The 20,229-nt window shown below is 73.6% G+C and carries 1 protein-coding gene; it reads left to right on the top strand.

Features of this window, described 5'->3' with window-relative positions; genetic code table 11:
- Positions 1 to 12 precede the first annotated feature (12 nt).
- Positions 13 to 20,199: a non-ribosomal peptide synthase/polyketide synthase gene (locus tag ABH926_RS10615; RefSeq protein WP_370365259.1), complete on the top strand. Its 20,187-nt coding sequence runs from the start codon at positions 13 to 15 to the stop codon at positions 20,197 to 20,199.
- Positions 20,200 to 20,229 lie beyond the last annotated feature (30 nt).

Here is a 20,229-nt window from a genome sequence, read left to right as displayed (position 1 = left end):
GTTCCGACGAATATGACGGCTTCCGAACACGACCGCGCCGCCGCACTGCCCGCCGACCTGCAGGAGGCGCTGCGCCGCCGGTTGGCCGGCCGGGCCGGCGGGTCGGCGGCCGGCGCCGCTGCTGGTGCTGGTGCCGGCCGGGGTATCCCGCGTGCCGACCGCTCCGTCCCGCTGCCGCTGTCCTTCGTCCAGCAGCGCCTGTGGTTCCTGGACCAGCTGCGTCCCGGCGACTCCCGCTACAACAGCGCCGTCGCGGTGCGGTTCGGCGGGATGCTGGACCGCGCGGCGCTCGCTGAGGCGCTGAGTGCGGTCGTGGCCCGCCACGAGGCGTTGCGGACGACGTTCGAGGAGACGGACGGGCGGCTGGCGCAGATTGTGCGTGCGGCCGAGCCGGTGCCGATGCCGGTCCACGAGCTGACCTCGTCTCAGAGCCTTGAGACTGTGCTGTTGGCGGAGTACTCGCGGCCCTTCGACCTGCGCCGAGGACCGTTGCTGCGCGCGCTGTTGGTACGGGAGACGGATGCCGCGCACGTGTTGCTGGTGACCGCGCACCACATCGTCACCGACGGCTGGTCGATGGGGGTGGTGCTGGACGAGCTGTGTACCGCCTACGACGCTTTGGCCCGCGGCGCTTCTGTGGACCTCGCGCCGGTGGCGACGCAGTATCCGGATTTCGCGGCGTGGCAACGGCAGCAGCTTTCCGGTCCGCGGCTGGAGAAGCAGCTCGCCTACTGGAAGGGCCGACTGGCCGGAGCGGTGGCGCCTGATCTGCCTTTGGACCATCCGCGGCGCGGCGAGGAATCCGGTCCGGGGGCGGTTCATGCCTTCAGCGTCCCCGCGGCTTTGACCGCTCGGCTGCGGGAGCTCGCCACCGGGCAGCGCACCACGCTCTACACGGTGTTGGTCGCCGGCACGCAGGCGCTGCTGGCCCGGTGGTCGGGTCAGGACGACGTGACCGTCGGGTCGTTGACGCCGGGGCGGTCCCGTACTGATCTGGAGCGGGCTGTCGGCTGCTTCGTCAACACGGTGGTGCTGCGAACGCCGGTGGAGCCGACGGGTTCCTTCCGCGAGCTGCTGGCTGCTGCCACCGCGACCGTCAACGACTCGTTCGCATACGGCGACACGCCTTTCGAGCGTTTGGTGGAGACGGTCGGCGCGGCTCGCGAGGCCGGGCGGAATCCGCTGTTCGATGTCATGGTCCTGCTACACCCCGCGCCGCCGGCTGCCGCCGCCCCGAATGGGCTGGACGTCGCGCCGGTCGGGGTGCCGCGGCAGGCTGCGACGTTCGACCTGAGCGTGGAGTTCGTGCCGGACGGGGAGGGGCTGACGGGGCTGCTGGAGTATCGCAGTGACCTGATTGAGGCCGCCACGGCGGAGCGGATGGCCGATCAGCTGCTGCGACTGCTGGCCGGTGCCGCCGCCGAGCCGGAGCGGCCGGTGGGCACGGTGGATCTGCTCTCCGAGGCGGAGATCCGCCGGGTGACGCAGGACTGGAACGGTCGTGAGCTCGACGTCGAGGACATCACGTATCCGGAGCTGTTCCAACGGCGGGCTGCCTCGACTCCTGACGCTCTGGCGCTGGTCGCCGGGGACTCAGAGTTCGACTATGCGACGCTCAACGCTCGCGCCAACCGGCTCGCGCACCATCTGATCGCGCTGGGCGCCGGTCCCGAACGGCTGGTCGCGTTGCGGCTGCCGCGGACCGCCGACATGATCGTGGCGATTCTCGCTGTCTGGAAGGCCGGCGCCGGGTACCTGCCGGTGGATCTCGCGCTGCCGGAGGAGCGGGTTCGCTATCTGCTGGACGATGCGCGGCCGGCGCTGGTCCTGGACGAGGCGGCGCTGCTGACGGTGCCGATGGGTTCCCCGGACACCGACCCGGTCGATGCCGACCGGCGGGCGCCGTTGGATTCGGCGAACGTCGCCTATGTCATCTACACCTCCGGGTCGAGCGGGCGTCCTAAGGGCGTTGCGGTGTCGCACCGTTCTGCGATGCATCTGTTGGCCACGCATCGGGCGGGTTTTGTCGCCGATGCCGGTGGCGATGCCGATGCCGATGCCGGTGGTGGTTCGCTGCGGGTCGCGTTGACCGCGTCGTTCTCCTTCGACACGTCGCTGGAGGGCGTGCTGCTGATGGCCGACGGTCATCCGCTGCACCTGGTGGACGAGGCGATGCGGATGGATCCGGCGGCGTTGGTCGAGTATGTGGTGCGGCACCGGGTCGACTTCCTGGACGTGACGCCGTCCTACCTCGGGCAGTTGCTGCCCGCCGGGCTGCTCACGGACTCGCGGCACTGTCCTCGGGTCCTGATGCTCGGCGGCGAGGCGGTCGGCGCCGGGTTGTGGCGGGAGCTTGCCGGGCACCGCGGGGTGGCCGCTTACAACTTCTATGGCCCGACCGAGTGCGCGGTGGACGCGTTGTCCTGCCGTATCGCGGACGCCGACCGGCCGCTGGTGGGCCGGCCGCTGCCGAACATGCGGGCCTATGTGCTCGACGCCCGGTTGCGGCCGGTGCCGCCCGGCGTCGGCGGCGAGCTGTACCTCGCGGGCGAGCAGGTGGCGCGCGGCTACGCCGGACGCCCGGGACTGACGGCGGAACGCTTTGTCGCCGACCCGTTCGGCCCGTCTGGCAGCCGGATGTACCGCACCGGCGACCTGGCGCGCTGGACCGCCGACGGCCGCCTGGACTACCTCGGGCGCGCCGACGAGCAGGTCAAGGTGCGCGGGCACCGGATCGAGCCGGGCGAGATCGAGGCCGCGCTGCTGGAGCTGGCGGAGGTCGGCGCGGCGGCGGTGGTGGCCGTCCCCGATGCCCACGGGCACGCGCGGCTCGCGGCGTACGTGGTGGCCGCCGCCGACAGTGCCCTGCCACCCGCGGCCGAACTGCGGGCGGCGCTGCGGCGGGTGCTGCCGGACCACATGGTGCCGTCGACATTCACAGCGCTGGACGCGCTGCCGCTGACCACCAGCGGCAAGCTCGACCGCCGCGCTTTGCCCGCTCCGGATCTGGAGGCGGAGAGCCGGCGGGAGTACGTCGCGCCGCGCACTCCGCAGGAGGAGACCCTGGCGGGCATCTGGGCCGAGGTGCTGGGCCTGACCCGGGTCGGGGTGACGGACAACTTCTTCGAGCTGGGCGGCGACTCGATCCTCAGCATCCAGGCCGTTTCCCGAGCCCGCGCCGCCGGCCTGCACCTCAGCTCGGGCGACGTGTTCCGGCACCAGACGGTCGCCGACCTCGCGGCGGCGGCGAGCCACACGACCACCCCGGCCCCGGCCCCGCGCCCGCACACCGAAGGCCCCGCACCGCTGACCCCGGTGCACGAGTGGTTCTTCGCCACCCACGGCCTGCTCCGCCACTTCAGCATGTCGATGCTCCTCGACCTCCCGCGCGACCTCGACGAGGCAGCCCTGGAGCAGGCACTGGCGGCGGTGGTCGAGGCGCATCCGGCGCTGCGGACGCGGTTCACGCGGAGTGCGGACGGGTGGCGGCAGGAGCCGGTTGCCGGGCCGGTCAGGGGGCTGTTGAGCCGGTATGACTTCGCTGCCGGTGTCACCGCTGCCGCCGATATTGACACCAGCGCTGAAGCCGTCGCCGCAGCCGAAGCCGCCCGCGCCGCTCTCGACCCGGCCGCCGGTGTGCTGCTGCGAGCGGTCTTGCTGCGGTCGGCGGGCGAATCCCGGCCCCAGCTCTTCCTGGCCGCGCACCACCTGGCCGTGGACAGCGTCTCCTGGCGCATCCTCCTCGCCGACTTGGCCGAGGCTTATCAGCAGGCGGCGTCGGGCGAGTTGCCGCAACTGGCGTCGGAAAACACCGCGTTCACCGACTGGGCCCACCACCTCACCGGCCGGGTTCGCGCCGGCGACCTCGACTCCGACCTCGCCTACTGGACCGCCGAGGCCCTCGCCACGCGCACTCCGCTGCCCGTCGATCGTCCCGGGGTACCGCTCGCCGGCTCCGTGCGCACCGTCCAGTCGCGCCTCGATCGCGCCACCACCGAGGCGCTGCTGCGCCAGGTCCCCGCCGTCTACCGCACCCAGATCGCCGACGTGTTGCTCAGCGCGCTGGGCCGGGCGCTCGCGGACTGGGCCGGCGCCGACCGGGTGAGTGTTGCTCTGGAGGGCCACGGCCGCGAAGACCTCGGCGATGAGCTCGATCTGTCCCGCACCGTCGGCTGGTTCACCAGCCAGTACCCTGTCACCCTCCCCGCCGGAGAATCGGGCTGGGCCGCCACCCTCAAGGACGTCAAGGAACGTCTGCGCGCCATACCTCGCCGCGGCCTGAGCTACGAAGCCCTGGCCCGCCTCGGCTCGCCCGCAGACTCCGCCCGGGCGTTGCGCGACGCGCCGCTGCCCCAGGTCTCCTTCAACTACCACGGCCAGTGGACCGCTCCCCAGGACGGCGACTTCACCCCCGCCGCCGGCACCCTCGGCCGGGACATCGCGCCCGACGAGCCGCTGGACCACCTCCTCGACGTCTCCGCCCTGGTGGCCGACGGCGAGCTGGAGTTCACCTGGTACTACAGCGACCAGGTGCACGAAGCGCAGACCGTCCAGCGCGTCGCCGACGCCATGACCGCCGCGCTCGCCGCCATCGTCGAACACTGCGCGAGCCCCGAAGCCGGCGGCCGCACCCCGTCCGACTTCCCGCTGGCCCGCCTGGATCAGGCCGGGGTGGACCGGGTGGCCGGCGACGGTCGCGACGTGGAGGACCTGCTGCCGCTGACCCCGCTCCAGGAGGGCATGCTCTTCCACCGCCTCGTGGGCGGCGACGAAGATGTCTACGTCGACCAGGCCGCGCTCCTCCTGGAAGGCGTCAGCGACCCGCAGGCCTTCGCCGCCGCCTGGCAGCGGGTGGCCGACCGCACTCCCGCCCTGCGTACCTCGGTCGTGTGGGAAGGCGTCCCCGTCCCGCTTCAGGTCGTCCACCGCACGGTCCGCGTCCCCGTGACCCAGATCGACCTGCGCGCGGCGAGCCCGGCGGAACGCGCCGACCAGCTGGCGCGACTGCGGGCCGAGGACCTGGCTCAAGGCGTTGACACCGGGGTCGCACCCCTGATGCGCCTCACCCTCATCCGCCTCCCCGACGCCCGCCTGCACCTGCTCTGGACCTCGCACCACATGATCCTGGACGGTTGGAGCCTGGCCCAGGTCCTCGCCGACGTCTTCGCCGAATACGCGGCCCTCACCACCGGCGCCGAGGCGCGGCCGGAGGTGCGCCGCCCCTTCGGCGAATACGTGCGCTGGCTCGCCGAGCAGGACGCCGGGGCCGCCCGCGAGCACTGGCGCGCGGTCCTGGACGGCTTCGCCGACCCGACGCCGCTCCCCGCCGACCGTGTTCCGCGCGGCGTCCACCGCACCCGTTCGGCGGCCGTCCACACCGCCGGGCTCTCCGAGGAGCGGTCGCGGCGGCTGGCCGCGACCGCGCGGCAGGCCGGGCTGACCCTCGGCACCCTGGTCCAGGGCGCCTGGGCCCTGCTGCTGTCCCGCTACAGCGGCGAGCCGGACGTCCTGTTCGGGACCACCGTCTCCGGACGCCCCGACGACCTGCCCGGCGCCGAGTCGATGATCGGGATGTTCATCAACACCCTGCCCACCCGGATCCGGGTGGAGCCCGACCGCACCGCGGCCGCCTGGCTCAGGGACCTGCAGCAGGCCCAGGCCGAGGCCCGCCGCTTCGCCGCGGTCTCCCTGGCCGAGCTGACCGGCCTGAGCGGCGTCCCCTCCGGCGGTGCGCTCTTCGACAGCATGGTCGCCTTCGAGAACTACCCCTTCGACCAGGCCGCGGCCGACTCCGGTGTGCGCCTGGCCGAGGTCGCCTCCCGGGACGCCACCAACTTCGCGCTGGTGCTGCGTGCCTACCAGGGCGAGCGGTTCGGCTTCGACCTGGCCTACGACCCGGAGCTGTTCGACGCCGCGACCGCCGGCACCCTGGCCGAGCGCCTGGTCCTGCTGTTCGCCGAGCTGGCCGAGGACCTCGACCGCCCGCTGCGCGACCTGGCCTGGACCACCGCCGAGGAACGGCACCGGGTGCTGGTCGAGTGGAACGGCGAGGCCGAGGGCCGGCCCGACAAGACCCTCGTCGACCTCTTCGAGGCGCAGGCCGCCCGCACCCCGCACGCCGAGGCGGTCAGCCACGGCGACGAGCGCGTCGATTACGCCACCCTGGACGCGCGCGCCAACCGACTCGCGCACCGCCTGGCCGCCCTGAACGCCCGCCCCGAGCGCTTCGTGGCGCTCGCGCTGCCGCGCTCGGTCGACCTGGTGGTGGCGGTCCTCGCCGTGCTCAAGACCGGCGCCGCCTACCTGCCGATCGACCCCGCGCTGCCGGCCGAGCGCGTCGAAGCGCTGCTCGGCGACGCCGAGCCGGTGGCCCTGGTGACGCGCACCGAGCACAACGCGGCGGACACGGTCGGCGGGGTGCCCGTCGTACCGCTGGGCGACCCGGAGGTACGCGCCGAGCTCACACGGTGTCCGGCCACCGGAGTCGACGCTGCCCACCGTCCACTGCCGGACCACCCCGCCTACGCCATCTTCACCTCCGGCTCCACGGGCCGCCCCAAGGGCGTCGTGATCCCGCACGCCAACGTGGTCCGCCTGTTCGAGCAGACCCGGCAGTGGTTCGACTTCGGCGCCGAGGATGTCTGGACCCTGTTCCACTCCTACACGTTCGACTTCTCGGTGTGGGAACTGTGGGGACCGCTGCTGCACGGCGGCCGGCTCGTCGTCGTACCCGAGGACACCGCCCGCTCCCCGCACGACTTCCTCCGGCTGCTGGCCGACGAGCAGGTCACCGTCCTGAACCAGACCCCCTCCGCGTTCTACCCCCTGGTGCGCGCCGACGCCGAGAACCCCGAGAATCCTGAGAGCCCAGAGCCCGGCGACCGCCTGGCGCTGCGCACGGTGATCTTCGGCGGCGAGGCGCTGGACGTCACCCGGCTCGCCGACTGGTACGACCGCCACCCGGACACCGCGCCGCGCCTGGTGAACATGTACGGCATCACCGAGACGACCGTGCACGTCACCTGGGCCGCGCTGGAGCGGGCCACCGCCCGCGCCGGCGGCCCCGGACCGATCGGCATCGGCATCCCCGACCTGCGGCTGTACGTGCTCGACACCGCCCTGGCCCCGCTGCCGCCCTGCGCGGTCGGCGAGCTGTACGTCGCGGGGGAGGGCCTGGCCCGCGGCTACCTGAACCGGCCGGGCCTGACCGCCACCCGCTTCGTCGCCGACCCGTTCGGCCGCCCCGGCACCCGCATGTACCGCACCGGCGACCGGGTCCGCCGCCGCGCCGACGGCACGCTGGAGTACCTGGGCCGGGCCGACCAGCAGGTGAAGATCCGCGGCTACCGGATCGAGCCCGGCGAGATCGAGGCCGCCCTGCACACCCACCCGGGCGTGGGCGATGCCGCCGTGGGCGTGTACGAGGACTCATCCGGGACCCGCCGGCTGGTCGCGCACGTGGTCGGGGCAGGTGGTCAGAGTTCTGTCGCCGCGCCGTCGGCCGCCGAGCTGCGGGCTCACCTGGAGCGGCTGCTTCCCGCGTACATGGTCCCCGCCGCCTACGTCCCCATGGCGGCACTGCCGCTCACCGTCAACGGCAAACTCGACCGGCGCGCCCTACCCGCACCCGGCCCCGACGGCTTCGCCTCCGACCGCGAGCACACAGCGCCCCGCACTCCCGCCGAACACCTCGTCGCCGCAGCCTGGACCGATGTCCTCGACACCCGCGAGATCGGCATCGAAGACGACTTCTTCGCCCTCGGCGGGGACTCCATCCTCGCCGTCCGCGTCATCTCCCGGCTGCGCGCGGCGTTCGGCACCGAGATCTCCCCGCGGCTGCTGTTCACCCACCCCAAGCTCGCCGATCTGGCCGTGGCCCTCGGCGAACTGGGCTCGTCGGACGACCTGATCCCCGCCGCCGACCCGAACGCCGAGCCGCCGCTTTCTTATGCGCAGCAACGGCTGTGGTTCCTCGACCGCTTCGAGCCAGGCAGCACCGAGTACACCACCATGTCCGTCCTGCGCCTGCACGGAGACCTCGACCAGGACGCCCTGCGCGCCGCCCTGGACGCCCTGGTCGGCCGGCACGAATCGCTGCGCACCACCTTCGCCGAGCAGGACGGACACCCGCGGCAGGTCGTGCACCGGCCGCGACCGGCCGGTCTGGAGATCGTCGACCTCGCCGAGGAACCCCCGGCAGCCCTGGACTCCCTGCTGGAAACCCTGGCCGCGGCCCCGTTCGACCTGAGCACCGGACCGCTGCTGCGTGCCCGCCTGGTGCGCACAGCCCCGGACGAGCACGTGCTCATCCTGGCCGTCCACCACATCGCCACCGACGGCTGGTCGATGGGCGTCCTCGGCCGGGACCTCGGGGAGTTCTACGCGGCAGCCTGCGAGCGCCGTCAGCCCGAGCTGCCCGACATCCCCGTGCGCTACACCGGCTACGCCGCCTGGCAGCGCGGCCGCACCGACCGCGCCGAGGCCGACCTGGCGCACTGGCGCAGTTCTCTTAGTGGCGTCCCGCCGCTGGAGCTGCCCACCGACCGGCCGCGTCCCGCCGTCCGCACCCGCGAAGGCGCCCTCGTCGCCTTCACCGTGCCCGCCGAGCTCACCGCGCGACTGCGTGAGCGGGGCCGGGAAGCCGACGCCACCTTGTACGTGACCCTGCTGACCGCCTGCCAGATCCTGCTGGCCCGCTGGTCCGGGCAGCAGGACTTCGCCGTGGGCACCGTCACCGCCGGCCGGGAGCGGCCCGAGCTCCACGACGTCGTCGGCATGTTCGTCAACACCCTGGTGCTGCGCGCCGATGTACGCCCCCAGGCGTCCTTCCACGACCTGCTCGCCGCCTCGCGGGAGACCTTCCTGAGCGCGCTGGCCCACCAGGAGGTCCCGTTCGAGCACGTGGTGGACGCCCTCCAGCCCGAGCGCGATACCAGCCGCACCCCGCTGTTCCAGGTCATGGTCGCCCTGCACAACCTCGGCGCCGAAGTACCCCGGCTGCCGGGTCTGCGCGTGGAACCGGTGACGCCGCCGGTCCGGAACGCCACCTTCGATCTCTCCTTCGACTTCGTCGAAAACGTTGAGGACGACGGCTCCCTGACCGGCTACCTGGAATACAGCACCGGCTTGTTCGAGGCGGCTACGGCCGAGCGCCTGGCCGCCTGTCTGCGGACCCTGCTGGAGGCCGTGGCGCAGGACCCGGCGCGCGCCGTCAACACCCTGTCGCTGACCAGCGCCGACGAACGCGAGCAGGTGCTCCGGACCGGGCTCGGCGAACAGCTGTCCGCGCCGGGCACCGTCTTCCCGGCGCTGTTCGAGCAGCAGGCGGCCCGCACCCCGCACACCACAGCGCTGGTCGCGCGCGACGCGACCCTCGACTTCGCCGCCCTCAACAAGCGCGCCAACCAGCTCGCCCGGCACCTCGTCGCACGGGGCGTCGGTCCGGAAGACGTGGTGGCGATCCGGCTGCCGCGCGTCTCCGACGCTGTGGTCGCCCTGTTCGGGGTGCTCAAGGCCGGCGGCACCGTGCTGTGCGTGGATCCCGGACTGCCCGAGGAACGCGCCGAACTCCTCCTGGACGACGCCCGGCCCCGGATGCTCCTGACCCCCGACGACCTGCGTGAAGTGCTCTGGGACCGGCTCCCCGGCCACGACCTCACCGACGCCGACCGCATCAGCCCGCTGCTGCCCCCGCACGCCGCCTACATCATCTACACCTCCGGCTCGACCGGCCGGCCCAAGGGCGTCGCGGTCGAGCACCGCCAGCTGGTCAACCTCTGGCACGACCACCGCGCCGGCCTCCTGGCACCGCACATCGCCGACGGACGGCTGCGCATGGCGCTCAGCGCCGCGTTCTCCTTCGACACCAGCTGGGAGGGCCCGCTGCTGCTCGCGCTGGGGCAGGAGGTCCACCTCATCGACGAGGACGTCCGGCTGGATCCGGAGGCGTTCTGCGCGCAGATCGCCGACCACCGGTTGGACGTCGTCAACGTCACTCCCTCCTACCTGCGCGAACTGATCGCCGCCGGCCTGCTCGCGCCGGAACGCCACCTCCCGCGAGTGCTGATGGTCGGCGGCGAGGCTGTCCCCGGCGACGTCTGGCGGCAGCTGAGCACCGCGGAGCGCGACCTCGGCGTGGCCGCCTACAACGTCTACGGCCCCACCGAGACCACCGTCGACGCCTTCTACGGCCGCTGCGCGGACCGCCCCGACCGCCCCGACCGCCCGAACGTCGGCCGTCCCGGCGGAAACCTGCGGGCCTACGTGCTCGACGACGCGCTACAGCCGGTGCCGCCCGGCCTGCCGGGAGAGCTGTACCTGGCCGGGGCCCAGGTCGCGCGCGGCTACCTGAACCAGCCGGGCCTGACCGCCGCGCGCTTCCTCGCCGATCCGTTCGGCACGCCGGGCGAGCGGATGTACCGCACCGGCGACCGGGCCCGCTGGGACACGCACGGCTTGCTCGAAGTGCTCGGCCGCTCCGACGAGCAGGTCAAGATCCGGGGGTTCCGGATCGAGCCCGGCGAGGTGGAGGCCGCCCTGCTGGACCACCCGGAAGTCGCCGAGGCCGTGGTCGTCGTGCGCGAACACGCCGGCCGGCCGATGCTCGTCGGCTACCTGGTGGCCGCCGCCGGCAAGCCGGTGCCGCCCGCCGACGACCTGCGAGTGCTGCTGCGGCGGACGCTGCCGGACTACATGGTCCCCGCCGCGTTCGTCCCGCTGGACCGGATCCCGCGCACCAGCAGCGGCAAGACCGACCGGCGCGCGCTGCCCGCCCCGGCCACGCAGCCCGACAGCGGTACCGAGTACGTGGCGCCGCAGTCCGGGACCGAGGAACGGCTCGCCGCGATCTGGGCCGAGGTGCTGGGCACGGACCGGGTCGGCGCGCACGACAACTTCTTCGCGCTCGGCGGCGACTCCATCCTCAGCATCCAGATCGTCTCCCGGGCCCGGGCCGCGGGGATCGCCGTGAGCACCAAGGACGTCTTCCGGCACCAGACAGTGGCCGAACTCGCTCTGCGAGCCGGTGCCGTGGCCGAGCCGTCGCAAGCCGGCGAGGACACCGCGCCCACCGAGGCGCCGCTCACCCCGATCCAGCGCTGGTACCTCGACGCGCGCCGTCCCGGCGACCCGCTGCGCTTCACCATGACCCAGCGGCTGGAGCTGGCTCCCGGGGCCGACGCCTCCGCCCTGCGCCGGGCGACCGAATCACTGACAAGCCGCCACGCGGCGCTGCGTACTCGTATGCAGCACACCGAGATCGGCTGGCTTCAGGAGGTACTCGCCGACGCGCCGGACGGTGTCTTCACTCGGCACGACGTGGCCGAGCTCGATTCCGCAGCGCTGGAGGCGGCGGTCCAGGAGGCCACCGACCAGGCTCAGGCCGGACTGGATCCGGTCGAGGGCCGCATGATCCGCGTGCTCTTCTTCGATCGCGGCGAGCAGCAGTCCGGCCAGCTCGTCATCACCATTCACCACCTGGCCGTGGACGGCGTCTCCTGGCGCATCCTGCTGGCCGACTTCGAGACGGCCTATAGGGCGGTCGAACTGCCCCCGGCAGGTACTTCCTACGGACACTGGGCCACCCGGCTGGAGCGGCACACCCGCTCCGGCGCGCTCGATACTGATGTCGAGTACTGGACGCGCACAGCCGCAGCTCCCGCCGAACTACCCGTCGGCCGCTCCGGTGCCAACACCTACGCGAGCGCGGCGACCGTCACCGTGGCCCTGGACGTGCAGACCACTGACGCGCTGCTGCGTCAGGTCCCTGACGTCTACCGCACGCAGGTGAACGACGTCCTCCTCAGCGCGCTAGGCCGTACGTTGTCCCGCTGGTGCGAGCGCGAGACCGTACTGGTCGGAGTCGAGGGACACGGCCGGGAAGACCTCTTCGACGACGTGGACCTGTCCCGCACCGTGGGCTGGTTCACCGCCGAATTCCCGCTCGCGTTGACCGTTGCCCCTGATGGCGGGTGGCACGACACTTTGCGCGCGGTCAAGGAGCAGCTGCGCGCCATTCCGCTGCACGGACTCAGCTACGGAGCGCTGCGCCACCTGCTGCCCGACAGTGCACTGACCAATGCGTCGGCACCGCAGATCGGCTTCAACTATCACGGCCAGTGGGACGCCGAAAGCACCGGCGCGTCGGCCGGCACCGGCGCCGGGCAGGGCCTGTACCGCGCCGCGCTGCCCCCGGCCGGCCGCGACACCGACCCGGACGAAGCCCGTCCCTACCTGCTGGACATCACCGGAGTGGTCCAGGGCGGCCGCCTGGAGCTCGGCTGGACCTACCCGACGGCCGTCTACGACGAGGCCGTCGTCCGTGACCTGGCCGAGCAGATGTGCGCCGCGCTGCGCGAGATCGTGGCGCACTGCGCGCGCCCCGAAGCCGGCGGCCGCACGCCATCCGACTTCCCGCTCGCCGCCCTGTCCCAAGAACAGCTGGACCGGCTCATCGGCGACGGACGGCAGATCGCCGATGTCCTGCCCCTGACTCCGCTTCAGTCCGGGATGCTCTTCCACGGACTCGTCGACGCCGAAGGCCTGTACTTCGACCGGATCGCCGTGCGGCTGTCCGGCGTGGCAGACCCGCACGCCTTCGCCGAAGCCTGGCAGCAGGTCGCCGACCGCACCCCCGCGCTGCGCACCGCAGTGCACTGGCGCGGTCTGCCGCATCCGGTCCAAGTGGTCCTGAACCGCGCCGAGCTGCCGGTCACCCAGCTGGACTGGCGACCGCTGCCGCCCGAACGGTGGCCGGCCGAGACCGAACGACTGCTCGCCGTAGACCGCGCAGCCGGCATGGAACTGACCACCGCGCCGCTTACCCGGCTCATGCTGGCCGCCCTGCCCGACGACGAGCTGATGCTCCTGTGGTCCACCCACCACCTCATCCTGGACGGCTGGAGCACCGGCCAACTCCTCACAGAGGTCTGCGAGCAGTACCTCGCCCTCACCGGCGGCCCGCAGCAGCGTCCGCCGGCCCGCCGCCCCTTCGCGGACTTCCTGCGCTGGCTGGCCGACCAGGACGAGCAGGCAGCCGAAGACCACTGGGCCGGCGCCCTGGACGGCTTCACCGCGCGTACTCCGCTGCCCTACGACCGCACCCCGGCGCAGGCACACCGCGCCCGCTCCGCCGAAGCCGTCCACCACGAGCTGGACGAGGAGGTCTCCCACCGGCTGCGGGAGAGCGCGGCGCGCGCCGGACTGACCGTCAACACGGTGCTGGAAGGCGCTTGGGCGCTGCTGCTGGCCCGCTACAGCGGCGGTGATGACGTCGTCTTCGGGACCACGGTCTCCGGCCGCCCGGCCGAGCTGCCGGGCGTGGAGTCGATGATCGGCATGTTCATCAACACCGTGCCGACCCGGGTGCGGATCCCCGCCGGCGGTGTCTGGCCGTGGCTGCGGGACCTGCAAGAACGGCAGAGCGACGGTCGTCCCTTCGACCATTTGGCCCTGCCCCGCATCCAGGCCCTGAGCGAGCTGCCGGCCGGCGAGGCGCTGTTCGACAGCATGGTGGTGTTCGAGAACTACCCGGTCGACGAGTCCGTCACGGCCCGCACCGGGGTCGGCGTGCAGGACGTGCGCACCGACGACGCCACCACCTTCCCCTGGTGCCTGCGGGTCCACCTGGCCGAGCGGCTCGGCTTCGACCTGGCCTACGACCCGGCGCTGTTCGACCGGGGCACCGTGGAGCGCGCGGCGGACCGGCTCGTGGTCGTGCTCACCGCGCTGGCCGGCGGTCTCGACGGCGATCTGGCCGACCTGGACCCGCTCACCGAGGCCGACCGGGCCTTGCTGGCGTCATGGCGGAACGCCGCACGTCCGGTGGATCCGCGCAGCCCGGTGGATCTGTTCGCCGAGCAGGTCCGCCGCACCCCCGACGCGGTCGCGCTGCGCGACGGCGACCGGGAGCTGACCTACCGCCGGCTCGCCGAATGGTCCGACCGGCTGGCCGCGCGGCTGGTCGCCGACGGTCTGGCGGCAGAGGACCGGGTGGCGCTGCCGATGGACCGCTGCGCCGAACTGGTCGTCGCGCAGCTGGCCGTCCTGAAGGCCGGCGGCGTCTACGTGCCGGTGGATGCCCGGGCGCCGGAGGACCGGCGCCGTGCGCTGCTCACTCTCGCCGGGGCGGTCCGGTCGCTTAGGGCCGAGCACGTCGCCGCCGCGGACGCCGAACAGGCCGAACCGGTCGAACCAGCTGGGCCGGCGGAACCGGCCGAACCGCTCACCGAGGGCCGGCCGGCAGCCGACCCCGACCAGCTGGCGTATGTGATGTTCACCTCCGGCTCCACCGGAGAACCCAAGGCCGTGGCGGTCCGGCACCGCGACGTCGCCTCGCTGGCGACCGACAGCCGCTTCGCCGACGGCGACTGTGCCAGGGTGCTGCTGCACTCCCCGGTGGCCTTCGACGCCTCCACCTACGAGGTGTGGGCCCCGCTGCTGACCGGCGGCTGCGTGGTCGTCGCCCCCGACGGGCCGGTGGACGCCGCGCTGCTGCGCCGGCTGGCCGGCGGCGGCGGGCTGACCGCGATCTGGCTCACCGCGGGCCTGTTCCGGCTGCTCGCCCAGGACGCGCCGGACTGCTTCGCGGGCCTGCGCCAGCTGTGGACCGGCGGCGACGTGGTGCCCGCCGCGGCCGTCCGCCGGGTCCTGGCCGCCTGCCCGGGCCTGCGGGTCGTGAACGGCTACGGCCCGACCGAGACCACCACCTTCGCGACCTCGTTCCCCTTGCCGGACCCGGCGGCGGTGCCCGACCCGGTGCCCATCGGCCATCCCCTGGACGACAAGCGCGTGCACGTCCTGGACGCCGCGCTGCGCCCGGTCCCGCCGGGCTGCGCGGGCGAGCTGTTCATCGCCGGCGAGGGCCTGGCCCGCGGCTACCTGGGCCGGGCCGGCCAGACCGCGGCCCGTTTCCTGGCCGATCCCGCGGGTCCGCCCGGAGCCCGGATGTACCGGACCGGCGACGTCGCCCGGCGGCGGCCGGACGGGACCGTCGAGTTCCTGGGCCGCACCGACGACCAGGTGAAGATCCGCGGCTTCCGGGTGGAGCCCGGCGAGGTGGCGGCCGTGCTCGCGGACGGCCCGGGCGTCGCCGACGTCGCCGTGGTCGCCCGCGAGGACCGGCCCGGCGTCAAGCGCCTGGTGGCCTATGTCGTCGGCGCGGCCGGGGAGGACCTGCCGCGGCTGCGGGACTTCGCCGCCGGCGCCCTGCCGGACTACCTCGTCCCCGCGGCTTTCGTCCCGCTCGATGCGCTCCCGTTGAACCGCAACGGCAAGGTCGACCGCGCGGCGCTGCCGGCGCCGGACGCGGACGGCGTCCCCGGGCAGCAGGAGCGGGTCGCGCCGCGCACCGAGGCCGAGCGCCGCACGGCGGAGGTCTTCGGCGAGGTACTGGGCATCGCGCCGCCCGGCGTCGAGGACGGCTTCTTCGCCCTCGGCGGTGACTCGATCCTGAGCATCCGTCTCGTCTCCCGGCTGTCCGAGGCCTTCGACACGGTCCTGACACCGCGCGCGGTGTTCACCCATCCCACGCCGGCCGCGCTGGCCCGGCTGCTCACCGAGGAACACGGCCGGCCGGGAGGACCGTCCGCCGGCCGGCGCTCCGCGATCGTCCCGGTCTTCCGCCGGGACCCTGCGCCGATGTCGTACGCACAGCAGCGTCTGTGGTTCCTGGAGGAGTTCGCGCCCGGCGGCACCGAGTACGTCACCGCCCTGGCCCTGCGCCTGCGCGGCACGCTGGACCAGGACGCCCTGGGCGCCGCGCTCAGCGCCCTGGTGACCCGGCACGAGTCGCTGCGCACGACCTTCGACAGCGTCGACGGGCACGGGGTCCAGCTCGTGCACCCGCCGTACCATGTGCGGCCGGCGTGGCACGACCTGTCCGTGCTGCCCGAGGAGAAGCAGGAGCCTGCGTTGCGCCGGCTGCTCGCCGCGGACCGAGCCCGGCCCTTCGACCTGCGCCGGGGACCGTTGCTGCGCACCGGTCTGGTCCGGCTGGCCGAGGGCGACCACGTGCTGGCCTTGCAGCTGCACCACATCATCACCGACGGCTGGTCGACCTCGGTCCTGCTGACCGACCTGGCGCACCTGTACCGCGCCGAACTCGGCTCCGACGAGCCTGCGTTGCCGCCGCTGGCCGTCCAGTACGCCGACTACGCGCACTGGCAGCGCTCGACCGGCAGCACCGGCGACGGCGACGGCGGCGGCACGGGCAACACCGCCGGCGACGAGCAGCTTGCCTACTGGAAGGACCAGCTGGCCGGCAGCGAGCCGCTTCAGCTGCCCACCGACCGCCCCCGGCCGGCGGTGCGCACCGGCAACGGCGCCACCGCGAGCCTGCACGTGCCCGCCGCCACCGTCCGCCGACTGGCCGGGATCGGCCGGAGCCAGGATGCCACCCTGTTCACCACGCTCGTCGCCGCGACCCAGGCCTACCTGGCCCGGCTCAGCGGGGACACCGACATCGCCGTCGGCACCGTGACCTCCGGGCGCGACCGGGCGGAGATCCAGCACCTCATCGGGTTCTTCGTCAACACCCTGGTGCTGCGCTCGCGGGTCGAGGCGCGGCAGTCCTTCGCCGACCTCCTCGGCGGCGTGCGGGCCACGGTGCTGGACGCCTTCGCGCACCAGGACGTGCCGTTCGAGAAGGTCGTCGACGAAGTACAGCCGGTCCGCGACACCAGCCGCACCCCGCTGTTCCAGGTCATGGTCGTCCTGCAGAACACCCCGTCCGCCGACCTGGACCTGCCCGGTCTGGCGGTCGCCGACGTCGAGACCGAGGTGGAGCAGGCGCCGTTCGACCTCACGGTGGAGTTCGCCGAGACCGACTCCGGAGACCTGCGCGGCTCGCTCACCTACAACACCGATCTGTTCGACGCCGCCACCGCCGAGCGGATGGCCGGTCAGCTCAGCACCCTGCTGACCGCCGTCGCCGAGGACCCCGGACGCCTGATCGGCACCCTGCCGCTGGCGCGCGACGGCGAGCTGGAGACCCTGCTGGCCCAGGCGTGCGGCCCGTTCGCCCCGGTCGCCGAGGCGACCCTGCCGGAGCTGTTCGAACGGCAGGCGGCCCGCACGCCGGACGCGGTGGCGCTGGTGGCCGGCGAGCGCGAGCTGACCTATGCCGAGCTGGACCGGGTGGCCAACCGGCTGGCGCACCGGCTGATCGGCAAGGGCGTGGGACCGGAGCGGATCGTGGCTCTGGCGCTGCCCCGCGCGGCCGAGACGGTGGTGGCGCAGCTCGCCGTGAGCAAGGCCGGCGGCGCGTTCCTGCCGGTCGACCCGGACTACCCGCCGCAGCGGCGGGAGTTCATGGTGCGCGACGCGGGTGCCTTCCTGGTGCTCGACGACCCGGCCGAGGTGTGGGCCGCGGACGGTACGGACGGTGCGGACACCGCGCCCACCGACGCCGATCGCGCTACGGAGCTCACCCTCGCCCACCCGGCCTACGTCATCTACACCTCCGGCTCCACCGGGACGCCCAAGGGCGTGATGGTGACCCACCGCGGGCTGGCCGGCTTCGCCGCCTCCGCCGCCGAGCGGTACGGATCAGGCCCCGGCGACCGGGTGTTGCAGTTCGCCTCGCCGAGCTTCGACGCCTGCGTGCTGGAGCTGTGCACCTCGCTGCTCAGCGGGGCCGCGCTGGTCACCGGCGAGGAGGGGCCGCTGGTCGGGGAGCGGCTGGCCGAGGTGCTCGCGCAGCGGGAGATCAGCCACACCCTGATTCCCCCGGCGGCCCTGGCCACCGTCGAGCCCGCGGCGGCCGGCGCGCTGCCCGCGCTGCGCACCCTGATCGTCGGCGCCGAAGCCTGCCCGGCCGATCTGGTCGACCGCTGGGCGCCGGGCCGCCGCATGGTCAACTCCTACGGCCCCACCGAGTCCACCGTGGTCGCCACCTGGACCGGCCCGCTGACGGCCGGCACGGGAACGCCGCCGATCGGCTTCCCCGCCGGCGCCACCAGGGTCTACCTCCTGGACGCCGCCCTGCGGCCGGTCCCGCCGGGCGTGATCGGGGAGCTGTACCTGGGCGGACCCGGCCTGGCCCGCGGGTACCTGGGCCGCCCGGGCCTGACCGCCTCCCGGTTCGTGGCAGACCCCTTCGACGCGCCGGGGGAGCGCATGTACCGCACCGGCGACCTGGCACGCCGGCAGGCCGACGGCGAGCTGCGCTTCGCCGGACGCGCGGACGACCAGATCAAACTGCGCGGCTTCCGGATCGAGCCCGGGGAGATCGAAAGCGCGCTGCGGCGTGGGCCGCTGGTGCGCGACGCGGTCGTCACCGTGTTCACCGGCGGTCCGGCCAGCGGTCCGGCCGGCGGTCCGGCCCCCGGCTCGGACAACGCCTCGCAGGGCCGGACGGCCGCCGGCCCGGCCCGGCTCGTCGCCTACATCGTCCTGGCGGAGCAGTCCGCCGACGCGGGGGTGCCGGTCGCGGAACTGCGCGCCCAACTGGCCGAACTGCTGCCGCCGTACATGGTCCCGTCGATCTTCGTGCCGCTGGACCGCCTGCCGCTCACCCCGAACGGCAAACTCGACCGCTCGGCACTGCCCGACCCCGGACCGGCGGTGCCCACCGCCGGGTCGCGGGTCGCGCCGCGCACCGATGTCGAACGGCGGATCGCCCGGATCTGGGGCGACGTGCTGGGCGTCGCGGACGTCGGTGCCGACGACAACTTCTTCGTCCTCGGCGGCGACTCCATCCTGAGCATGCAGGTGGTCTCCCGGCTGCGCCGGGACGGTCTGCACCTGGCGACCCGTGACCTGTTCAGCCACCAGACGGTGGCCGAGCTGGCGACCGTCGTGCGCGACGCCCCGCAGCGCGGCGGCGAGGGCTTCACGGCCGGCGAGGTGCCGCTCACCCCGATCCAGGAATGGTTCCTGACCACCCCGCGCGCGGCTCACAGCCACTTCAACCAGTCGACGCTGCTGGAACTGGAAGCCGCCCCCGATCCGGAGGCGCTGCTCGCGGCTCTCAACGCCCTGCTGGAGCACCACGACGCGCTGCGCATGCGGTTCACGAGGGACGAACAGGGCTGGCACCAGTTCAATCCGCCGCCGGCCCCCAGCGACGACGTCCTGGTCCGCCACGACCTGAGCGGCCTGGGGTCCGAGCAGGCCGATGCCGCGATGACGAAGGCGGCCGACGAGCTGCACGCCGGCTTCGACCTGGCCCACGGCCCGCTGCTGCGGGCGGCGCTGTTCACCGGCGACCCCGATCGGCCGGTCTACCTCCTGCTGGTCGCGCACCACCTGGTCGTCGACGCCGTCTCCTGGCGCGTCCTGCGCGACGACCTGGAGTGCGCCTACCAGCAGGCGGTGCAGGGCGAACCGGCCGCGTTGGGGGAGCGGAGCACCTCCTTCCGGGAGTGGGCGCTGGGGCTTTCCGCGCACGTCGCCGGGGGCGGCCTGGACGAGGAGGTGCCGTACTGGGAGCAGGCGGTGGCCGTCGAGTCCGGCGTCCCGTTCGGCCTCGCGGCGTTCCCGCCCGCCGAAACCGCGGCCGTGACCGTCGAGCTGAGTGAGCAGGACACGACGGCCCTTCTGCGGGCCGCGCCGGCGGCCTATCGCACCGCCGTCAACGACGTGCTGCTGGCCGCGCTGACCCTGGCGCTGGCCCGGTGGCGCGGCGGCGACCTGGTCCGCCTGGACCTGGAGGGGCACGGCCGCGAAGAGGTCATCAAGGGTGTGGATCTGTCCCGGACGGTCGGCTGGTTCACCACCGTCTACCCGGTCACGGTGCGGGTCCCGGCCCCCGACGGCTTCGGCCCGGACCGCGACTGGCGGTCCCTGGTGAAGTCGGTGCGCCGCCAACTGCGCACGGTGCCGGCGAACGGTCTGGGCTTCGGCGCGCTGCGCACGTTCGGCTCGCCCGAGGTCCGCGAGCGGCTGGCCGCGGACCGCCACGGGCACAGCGAGGTGGTCTTCAACTACCTCGGCCAGTGGGACGCCCGCTCGGACAGCGGATCGCAGGAGCCCGGCGGCGGCCTGGTGCGCGCCGAGCACGGGTCGTTCGGACAGGACCACGACCCCCGCGACGGCGGTTCCCACCTGCTGGAAGTGGTCGGCGCGGTGCGGGACGGCCGGATGGCCTTCACCTGGCACCACCGGCCCGCCGTGCACAGCACGCCGGCGGTGCGGCGGGTCGCCGAGGAGTTCGGCCAAGCGCTGCGGCAGATCGCCCGGCACGCCCGAGGAGGCCGCTGATGCCACCACGGCCTCGCCCCCGCCGCTGCC

Origin of the sequence: Catenulispora sp. GP43 (genome assembly GCF_041260665.1) — a bacterium.
GTDB lineage: Bacteria > Actinomycetota > Actinomycetes > Streptomycetales > Catenulisporaceae > Catenulispora.
Note: the sequence above shows the minus strand (reverse complement) of the source record. Positions and strands in the feature narration are given on the sequence as shown.

Coding starts and splice junctions, on each gene's coding strand:
- ABH926_RS10615 (WP_370365259.1), top strand. CDS start 13: ATGACGGCTTCCGAACACGACCGCGCCGCCGCACTGCCCGCCGACCTG.